This window comes from Aquabacterium sp. (genome assembly GCF_004297345.1).
GTDB lineage: Bacteria > Pseudomonadota > Gammaproteobacteria > Burkholderiales > Burkholderiaceae_C > Aquabacterium.
Genome location: NZ_SCTN01000432.1, coordinates 1 through 9230, shown reverse-complemented (window position 1 = coordinate 9230; position 9230 = coordinate 1). Strand labels below are relative to the sequence as shown.

The following is a 9230-nucleotide window of genomic DNA, read 5'->3' as shown; positions in this document are numbered from 1 at the left end:
GAGGCGTCGGACATGGTGCGATTGTGAGCCACGTTTCATCACCTCATCGAGGGACCTGGCATGCCGCCCCTGGCTTGGCTGCTTTCTGCAACCAGGCAATCAGGGCTGCTCGCTCGCCATCGTCCTTCACGCCGGCATAGCCCATGCTCGTACCTGGCAAGGCTTGCATCGGGGCCTTCAGAAAGGTGTTCAAGGTGGCGGGCGTCCACTCCCAGCCTGAACGCTTCATGGCATCGGAGTAATCCGCAAAACCAGGCGCTGAGCCAGCCTTGCGCCCGAACAAGCCGCAATGCGCGGGCCCCGTGCGATGTTGCTCGATGGCATGGCAAGCCAGGCAGCGCTCGTACACAGCCCGGCCGCGCTCATCTGGTTTGTCAGATGCGCTTGCTACCATGCCGATCAAGGCCAGGCTCCAAGCCGCCATCTGACGCATCCAATGTGTGCTCATGACATGAAGGCTGAAGGCACGGGTGATTCACCCAGCGCCTGCCGCAGCACAGCCCAGTGCATCGCCTCGTCTCCCAGGATGCTGGCGGCCACTTGCGCCAGGGCCTTGTCGCCAAACAAGGGGACAGCACCCAGGTAGGCGGAGATGGCACCCTTCTCCAGGCTGGCGGCAAAGCGCAGCACATCGGTCTGGTTCTTGAGCTTGTCGACAGGGAAGTCGTACTTCGACTTGGCCGCCGCGGCCTGGCCGCCCAGCTTGCGCACTGTGGCCGCCAAGGCATCGGCATGCTCCTTGTGATGACCCTGGAAGACCAGCGCCAGAGACAGCACGTCCTTGCTCAGCAAACCACTTTCAGCACCCAGCTGGTAGGCGGCCACGGCCTCCAGCTCAGCACCCAGGGCGGTATTGAGAATGCGCACATCGGTGGCGGTATCGGCTGCCAGGCCTTTGGTGCTGGCAGCGAGCGCGTCACGCCCGCCCAGCAAGGCCACCGCCCCTGCCGAGAGCACCGCCCCGGAGCCCTTGAGGGCCAGTCGACGCGACATGGGCGACAAAATTTCAGACAACAGTTTGCTCTGACCACTCATGGCCATCTCCTTGCTTGGTTGAAAAAAGGGAAAGGGAAATCGCGTCTGTCAGGCGGCGGCGATGCGCCCCTGTGACGTCAGCTGCGCCAGCACATGGCGCACGACGGCCTCGCAACGCGCGCCTGCAAAGGCATACACGCCGGGGATATGGGGTTCGAGTTGGGCACCCAAGGCATCACGCAACATGGTGCGAGCCCGCAGGTAACGCGTCTTGACCACCTCTTCGCTGACCTGAAGGCAGGCCGCTGTGTCTTGAACGCTCATCTCTTCGACAGCCCTCAGCACGAAGACGCTGCGGTACATGGGCGGCAAGCTGTCGACCGATCGTTGAAGCAAAACACTGAGCTGGCTGCGTTCGGCCAGCGCATCAGGCTGGGCTGAGGCATCGGCCTGGATCGCCATGCGGTCTTCCAGCGCCTGGCGCTCCTGCTCGTCCATGTCATCGAGGCGCACGTGGCGGCCCCGTTTGCGTTGCGCATCCAGCGCAGCATGAATCGCGATGCGAACCAGCCATGTGCCCAGGCTGGCCTCACCACGGAACTGAGGCAAAGCACCAAAGGCGCGCAGATAGGCATCCTGCACCGCATCTTGCGCCTCGGCATCGTCATGCACGACGCCGCGCACGCTGCGGAACATCAGGCGGTTGTACTTGCGCATGATGGCCGTGAAGGCCTGCGCATCGCCCTGCCCGGCAAGGCGAACCAACTCACCATCGACCACATGATCCAGCTGCGTATCCGGCAGCAGGATGTTGTCTTCTTTGTCGCTGATTTGCATGATGTTGTCCACCTGATGGATTGTGCTTGCTTGTCCATTAGACGAAGCGAGCCACCAAAAGGTGACAACAATCGACAAAAAAAGATCAGGCGGCGCGTTTGCCTGCTGCGTCCATGTTCATGGATGATGCGGTTGCCAAGGGTTGCGCTAAAGGCGGCGTCGTTGGCAAAGCCCGCCCTGACACCACGCGCTTGAGCACGGGCCCCATCTGGCGCATGCCTGCCACCGCCGTGGCTGTGAGCACACCGCCCATCATCGCGCCCACGATGCCGCAGGACAGCACGTCCTGCCCCGTGAGCCACAAGCCCTCGATCTTCGTGCGCGGGCCCAGCCAGTCTTGCTGGAAGCGTTGTGGATCGTGATCCAGGCCGTACAACTCGCCGCGCTGGTAGCCACCAAACCAGTTGGTGGACAAGGGCGTGGACACCTCGAAGTAATCCACCTTGCCGCGCAGTTGAGGCAGCTTCTCGTAGAGCACTTCCATCAGGCGCTCGCCCCAGCGCGCCTTGGCAGCCTCGTAATCTTCGCCACGCTTGCCCCAGATGGTGTCTTCCCATTTCTCGAACCAGGCGTAGCTGGTGGGCGCCACGATCTCGATGGTGGATTTGCCCGGATAGCGTCGCTCGAAATCAGGGTCTTTGGCGGATGGGAAGGAGATGTAGACCACGGGGAATGGCGCGTCCTGGTCGTCCATGAAGTGCTGAGTGATGCCGTCGTAATCGTTGCTCGGGTAGATCCAGAAGTTGGTCTTGGGCAGGCCCAGCTCTTGCGCCGTCTGCTTGAGCCCGATGTAGACACCCAGGTGGGCGGCGCTCGGCTTGACCTTGGGCATGAGCTTGTCATAGCCAGCACGCTGAACCTCTGCCACAGGCAGCAGGTGCTCGAAGGTATTGAAGACCCCGGCGCTGGAGATCACGCAGCCGCAATCGATGCGGGTGCCGTCTTCCATCAACACGCCCTTGGCCTGCCCCTGCTCCGTCACGATCTGCTTGACGCGGGCGTAGGTGAACACTTCACCACCTGCGGCACGCACCTTGGGCAGGATCGCTTCGGCGATGCGCCAGCTGCCACCCACGGGGTAATAGCCCCCATGCAGATAGTGGCTGGCCACCAGGGCGTGGATGATGAAGGAGGACTGGCTGGGCGGCAGGCCATGGTCGCCCCACTGCCCCGTCAGCACGGCGATCAGATCGCGGTTCTGCGTGAGCTCGGCCATCACGGCGCCGGTCGTCATGTTGAAGCTGCGAGGCAGCATCATGTTCAGCAGAGGTTGCGCCAGCTTGCGCTGCCAGGGCTTGAGCAAGCGCGCCATGGTGAACAGGGGCACGAACTTCTTGACCTCGGCCAGACGCTTCAGATAGCCGTCAATGGCATTGGCTTCTTGCGGGAAGCGCCGCACCAGTTCATCGCGATAAGCCTGCTTGCCGGCCAGCGCATCAAAGACCTTGTCGCCGATGAAGAAGCGGTCATAGACCTGATCCATGGCGGCCCATTGCAACTGGCCGCCCGTCAGAAAGTCCATCATGCGGCGCGGCATCGTGGGAGCACCCATGTCGCCCACATAGTGCAGGCCGACATCCCATTCATAGCCTTCGCGCTCGTAGCTGTGGGTGTAGCCGCCAGCCGTGTAGTGCTGCTCCAGCACCGCCACCTTCCAGCCCAGTTCGGACAGGAAAGCCGCCGAGGTCAGCCCGCCCATGCCGGAGCCGATGATCACGGCGTCATAGGGGCCGTTGAGGCGCCAATCGCGGTAACGCGTGCCGATTCGGGGGCAGTTGGCCTTGGTTTGCTTGGTGGTGCTCATGCGCTTCTCCCGGTCTGGAGGCTGGTATGAATCGCATTACATCACACAATGTTGACATTGTGAACACTTGTGCAAAACCTCACGTTCAGCGGGCAGCCAGACTCAACTCAGAGCCAAACCCCTGCTCGACGTGCACGAGCACCAGTTGGCCCCCATGCGCCCGGGCCACGCGATCGGCCAGCATCAGGCCCAAGCCCATGTCTTGTTCATACTGCTGCGTGGCCAGCGCTGCGCCAATGCGCTTGCGGGTGAGTTCGTCCACGCCTGGGCCGTTGTCCAACAAGCGGATCACGATGGCGCCCGCCTCCCGACGGAAGGAAACCCGGACCTGGCTGGCACCATAGCGCACCGAGTTGTCCAGCAAGTTCAAGAGTGCAGCCGCGAGCAGATCCGGATCAGCCTTGACCTGAGCCTGGCCTTCCACCTCGATGACCAACCCAGGTAAAGGCAGGCCCTGCACCAGCTCGCCCAGATCAATGAGCGCCGGCTTGATCTCGCCTCCGCTTCGAAACAGCGACAGCAAGGCTGTGACCACTCGGCTGAGTCGATCCGATGCCTCCCTAGCCCGCTGAATACGAGGCTGTACATCAGGTGGGCTTTCCCTTTGCAACAATGCCAATTGCGCCCCCAGGCCCGCCAAAGGTGTGCGCAAGGCATGCGCGGCATTGGCACTGAAGGCACGTTCGTTGGTGATGTTCTGAGCCAGGCGTGCACCCAGGTGCACGATGGCCTCGCGCAAAGGCTTGAGCTCCTCGCGCGTTGCCATCGGCGGAGATGAACCCGGCTCGAGCGGGTGATAGCGCGTGACCTGCTCGGACAGATCGACCAAGGGCCCCAGCTCCCTGGCCGCTCGCCTGCTCAACCAGACGGCACAGGTCAGGCCCACCAGCAAGGCGCCACAAGCGGTCAACAGGGCCGCCTCCAATTGGGCCTTGCGCCGCTCGCCGTGGGTTTGCGCCACGTACAGCATGGTGCCCTTGTCATCGAACGGGATCCCATAGACATGCCAATCGGGTGAATCTGCAGACCAGCGCTCGCGGTGTACCGTTGCCAGTGGCTGCGCGGGCGCGCTGTGCGATCGCCACACCACCTTCTGATCGCCTGACACCAACTGCCACACCATGCGCTCCTGATGCGGAGGCGCAGGCAAAGAGCCCCCCGAACCAATTGGCAGGCGATCGGCATTGGCCTTGAGCAAACCGTAAAGGATCTCGGACGATTCCTGCAAGGTGCCATCCAGCACATCGTCCAGTTTGTGGTGCACGGCGAACCAGACCACGCCAAACACAGCCACGCTCCAGGCCAGGGAAACCTGAATCACCACACGTGACAGGCCTTTGCGTATGGAGGGTGCGTCAGTCATGTCGTCATCCGGTAGCCCATGCCACGCACGGTTTCAATCACATCGCCGCCCAGTTTGCGTCGCAGACGGGACACATGCACCTCCAGCGAGTTGCTGGCCAGCTCGCCGCCCAAGCCCAGCATCAGAGATTCCAGGTCATTCTTGGACACCACTCTGCCTGCGCGTTGCAGCAAGGCCTCCAGCACCTGCCACTCACGCTGGGTCACCTCAACGCGATCGCCCTGGCGGTAAACCGCTTTGGCCGTGAGATCAACCTCCACGTCACCGATGTGGACGCGTGCGGTGGCAGCCCCCGCGCTGCGCCGCTGCAAGGCACGCAGGCGGGCCACGAGTTCTTCAGGCGCAAACGGTTTGACGAGGTAATCATCGGCACCGGTATCCAGGCCTTTGATGCGATCGCTGAGCAAGTCACGTGCGGTCATCATCAGGATGGGCGTGGTATCCCCCTTGTTTCGCAGGGTGCGGATCCAGTCCAGCCCCGAGCCATCCGGCAGTTGCCAATCCACCAGCAGCGCGTCATAGGGCTCGCCCTGTAGCGCCCGAACATCCAACAGGCGTTTGCACCAGTCCACAACGTGGCCTTCCACTCTCAGGAATTCGGCCAGGCCGTCGCCCAGGATGATGTCGTCTTCAAGTAGCAGCAAGCGCATGCGTGACTCCTCAACCGCAACGGTAACACCGCCCGCAGGTCAGAACCTTAAGCTGGCGTTCAGGCAGGCTCTCTAGAGTGAGCAGCAGTTCGAATCTCATGGATACCCATGCTGCACACCTGCTCCGTACCCCGTCTTTTGCTGCAAGCACTGGCGCTGGCCGCTCTGACCTCCTACATCTATCCGTCAGATGCGGCCACATCAAACAGTGACAGTGCGCACAACATCACGCTCAAACCTACTCAGGTGCAAAAACTGGGCATACGCAGCAGCCAGATTCAGGCTGCGGGCGACGCGGGTCGGGTTGTGCTGCAAGGCTTGGTCACGTTGCCCCCCAATCTCTTGCGTGTTGTCAGCGCACCGGTCGCGGCACTGGTCGAGCAAGTGCAGATTTCAAAGGGCGATGCCGTCAAGCAAGGCCAGACGCTGGTCACGCTCAATGCGCCTCAACTGGTGGAATGGCAGCGCGAGTATCAGCAAGCTCAACTCCAGCTGAAGCTGGCACAGCAAACGGCTCAGCGTGATGAAGCGCTGCTGGCCGAGGGCATCATCGCCGGCTCCCGTGCCCAGGCCAGTCAGGCACAGTTGCAGATTGCCCAGGCCACCGTCCGCGAGCGCGGGCAAATGCTGCAACTGGCAGGCGTCAAACCCAATGGCAGTTTGTCTGGCCACGCGGTCATGAGTGCCCCGCAGCGCGGCACGGTCATCGATATGCTCGTACAGCCGGGCCAACGGGTGGAAGCCGGTGCCCCCATCCTGAAGTTCGCCAGCGAAGGCGCACTGTCCATCGACATGCAGGCCGCACCTGATGTGGCCAGACGCCTGCGCAAAGGCGATGTGGTGCGTATCAGCGGCTGCGCCCTGCCCGCCCGGATCGTGAACATCAACACCGAACTGGATGCCGGCAGCCAGACCTTGTCGTTGCGCGCGCAGTGGCCGCAAGCCCAGGACTGCGCCCTGCCTCAACAACGTGTGCAGGCTGAAGTCGCCCTGACGCCACGCGCCGATGCCGCCCAGGCCGGCAACTGGCTGGTGCCTGCCACCGCCGTGCTGCGCCATGATGGTCAGGACATCGTGTTTGTGCAACGTGGCAGCAGCTACCAGGCCGTGAACGTGCGCGTGATCAGCCAGTCTGCGGCAGGCAATGGGAATGGGAATGGCAGCCTCACTCAGATCAGCCCGGTGGCCCCCGCCCAGTTCAAGGCGGACGATCTGATCGTGAACCAAGGCACGGTGGCCCTCAAAGGCGTGCTGCAAGGCCTGGGAGCCGAGTGATGCTCAAACGCCTGATTGAAGCAGCCCTGCTGCAACGCCTGCTCGTGCTGGTGGCGGCCTGCGTGCTCGTGGGCCTGGGCCTCAACGCCGCCAGGCAACTGCCCATTGATGCCTTCCCGGATGTCTCGCCCACACAGGTCAAGATCATCCTCAAGGCACCCGGCATGACGCCCGAGGAGGTCGAATCCCGCATTGTTCAACCCGTCGAGCAGGAGTTGCTGGGCATACCGGGGCAGCGCAGCATGCGCTCCGTCTCCAAGTATGCGATTGCCGACATCACCATCGACTTTGAAGAAGGCACCGACATCTACTGGGCCCGCCAGCAAGTGGGGGAACGCTATGCCAGTGCGCAGGGCAATCTGCCGTCGAACGTCAACGGTGGTCTGGCCCCAGTGACCACGCCGCTGGGCGAGATGTTCATGTTCACCATCGAAGGCCCGATGTCCCTGCAGGACAAACGCACCTTGCTGGACTGGACCATCCGCCCGCAACTGCGCGCCATCGCTGGTGTGGCCGATGTGAACGCCTTGGGCGGCGCCGTGCGGGCTTACGAGATCGTGCCAGATCCGGTGAAGCTGGCCGCCAGAGGCCTGTCCATTACCCAATTGCGTGAAGCGCTGTCGGCCAACAACCGCAACGACGGCGCCGGGCGATTGATCGCGGGTGAAGAGGCGCTGCTGGTTCGCGCCGAAGGCAGCATCCGCAATCTGGAAGACGTGGGCGCCACGGTCATCGGGCGGCATACCGGCACCACCTTGCGCGTCAGCGATGTGGCCGACGTGCGCATTGGCTCGCTCACCCGCTACGGCGCCGTGACGCGCAATGGTCAAGGCGAAACCGTGGAAGGCCTGGTGCTGGGCTTGCGCGGCGCAGACGCGAACCAGGTCGTCAAGCAGGTGCGATCCAAACTCGAAGAGATCTCGCACAGCCTGCCCAAGGGCGTGAGCATCGAGCCCTTCTATGACCGTGGCGCCCTCGTCGGGCAAGCCGTTCACACGGTCAGCAAGGCCCTGACCGAGGCCATCGTGCTGGTGCTGGTCTTGCTACTTTTGTTCCTGGGCCAATGGCGCGCTGCCGTGGTCGTGGCCATCGTGCTGCCCTTGTCTGCCTTGACCACCTTCTGGCTCATGCGCCAGACAGGCCTGACCGCCAACCTGATGTCGCTGGGCGGCCTGGCGATCGCGATCGGTATGCTGGTGGACTCGGCTGTGGTGGTCGTGGAAAACATAGAAGCCAAACTGGCGCACCCTGCACATCCGGAACACACAGGCGGCATCGGCCACTTGATCCGGCTGATCAGAATGGGCGCCGAAGAAGTGGCTGTGCCCGTGGCTTCGGGTGTGCTCATCATCATGCTGGTGTTCCTGCCCTTGCTGACACTGGAGGGTCTGGAGGGCAAGCTGTTCAAGCCTGTGGCCTTGACCATCCTGTATGCAATGGGTGCGTCCTTGCTGTTGTCCTTGACCGTGATCCCCGTGCTCGCTTCCTTGTTGCTCAAGACGGGCGCCCACCAGGACCCATGGCTGGTGCGCTTTTGCACTCGGCACTACACACGCTTGCTGGACGGCGCCTTGCGCAAGCCCACACTCTGGTTGCTGGGCACGGGCTTGAGCCTGGTCGGTGCTGTGATCGGCTTCATGCTGGTGGGCAAGAGCTTCATGCCCACCATGGACGAAGGCGACGTGATCGTCTCGGTAGAGCAATCACCCGCCATCAACCTGCCCACAGCCCTGCAACTCAATACACAGGTGCAAAAGGCCTTGCTGTCCGTGCATGAGGTCAAGGGCATCGTGGCGCGCAGCGGCTCGGACGAACTGGGGCTGGACCCGATGGGCCTGAACCAGACGGACACCTTCCTCGTGCTCAAGCCCAAGAGCGAATGGCAGGTGGCCGACAAGGATGCCCTGCTCGACAAGCTGCGCGAGCAACTGCTGCAGTTGCCAGGCGTGGCCACCAGCTTCACGCAACCCATCGAGATGCGCGTCAACGAAATGATCCTCGGCGTACGTGGCGACGTGGCGGTGAAGGTGTTCGGCCCCGATCTGACCACACTGGGCAAGCTGTCCGCCCAATTGGAAGGCATACTGAAGAAGACGCAAGGCAGCGAAGACGTGCAACTGATCCAAAACAGCGGCCTGCGCTATCTGCGCGTCGTATTCGACCGGCAAGCGCTGGGGCTGCATGGCCTGACAGTCGAGCAAGCACAAGAAGACCTGCGGACGCTGCTGGAATCGCAAAGCCCGGGCTTCGTGCTGGAAGACGGCCGACGTGTGCCCTTGATCGTTCGCGGCCCTAGCGCGCTGTCGCTGACACCAGACCTGTTTGC

The 9230-nt window shown here is 62.7% G+C and carries 8 protein-coding genes; 2 read left to right on the top strand and 6 right to left on the bottom strand.

The window, feature by feature from the left end:
• Positions 1-43 precede the first annotated feature (43 nt).
• The 6 genes from EPO09_RS16780 to EPO09_RS16755 all read right to left on the bottom strand — a co-directional run bounded on the left by EPO09_RS16780 (position 44) and on the right by EPO09_RS16755 (position 5629).
• Positions 44-394: a c-type cytochrome gene (locus EPO09_RS16780; RefSeq protein ID WP_290644676.1), complete on the bottom strand. Its 351-nt coding sequence runs from the start codon at positions 392-394 to the stop codon at positions 44-46.
• A gap of 50 nt (positions 395-444) precedes the next feature.
• On the bottom strand, positions 445-1035 hold the full coding sequence (locus tag EPO09_RS16775; protein ID WP_290644674.1) for a ferritin-like domain-containing protein: 591 nt from the start codon (positions 1033-1035) through the stop codon (positions 445-447).
• 48 nt (positions 1036-1083) lie between these two features.
• Positions 1084-1812, bottom strand: a complete 729-nt coding sequence (locus EPO09_RS16770; protein ID WP_290644672.1) for an RNA polymerase sigma factor — start codon at positions 1810-1812, stop codon at positions 1084-1086.
• Between the two features lie 85 nt (positions 1813-1897).
• A complete protein-coding gene (locus EPO09_RS16765; protein WP_290644670.1) occupies positions 1898-3616 on the bottom strand; it encodes an NAD(P)/FAD-dependent oxidoreductase in 1719 nt (572 codons plus the stop codon).
• An 85-nt stretch (positions 3617-3701) separates the two neighbouring features.
• Complete coding sequence (locus EPO09_RS16760; protein WP_290644668.1) at positions 3702-4979, bottom strand: HAMP domain-containing sensor histidine kinase; 1278 nt, start codon at positions 4977-4979, stop codon at positions 3702-3704.
• Positions 4976-5629 (bottom strand): response regulator transcription factor, encoded by a 654-nt coding sequence (locus tag EPO09_RS16755; RefSeq protein WP_290644666.1) that lies wholly within the window; start codon positions 5627-5629, stop codon positions 4976-4978. Before EPO09_RS16755 ends, EPO09_RS16760 begins: the two co-directional genes overlap by 4 nt.
• A gap of 108 nt (positions 5630-5737) precedes the next feature.
• Here EPO09_RS16755 and EPO09_RS16750 point away from each other — a divergent pair, with 108 nt between their 5' ends.
• Both EPO09_RS16750 and EPO09_RS16745 read left to right on the top strand, forming a co-directional pair.
• Positions 5738-6904, top strand: coding sequence for an efflux RND transporter periplasmic adaptor subunit (locus EPO09_RS16750; RefSeq protein WP_290644664.1), 1167 nt, complete (start codon positions 5738-5740; stop codon positions 6902-6904).
• Positions 6904-9230, top strand: a 2327-nt coding sequence (locus tag EPO09_RS16745) for a CusA/CzcA family heavy metal efflux RND transporter (protein WP_290644662.1), incomplete at its 3' end; no start/stop codon positions are given. The genes EPO09_RS16750 and EPO09_RS16745, both read left to right, overlap by 1 nt.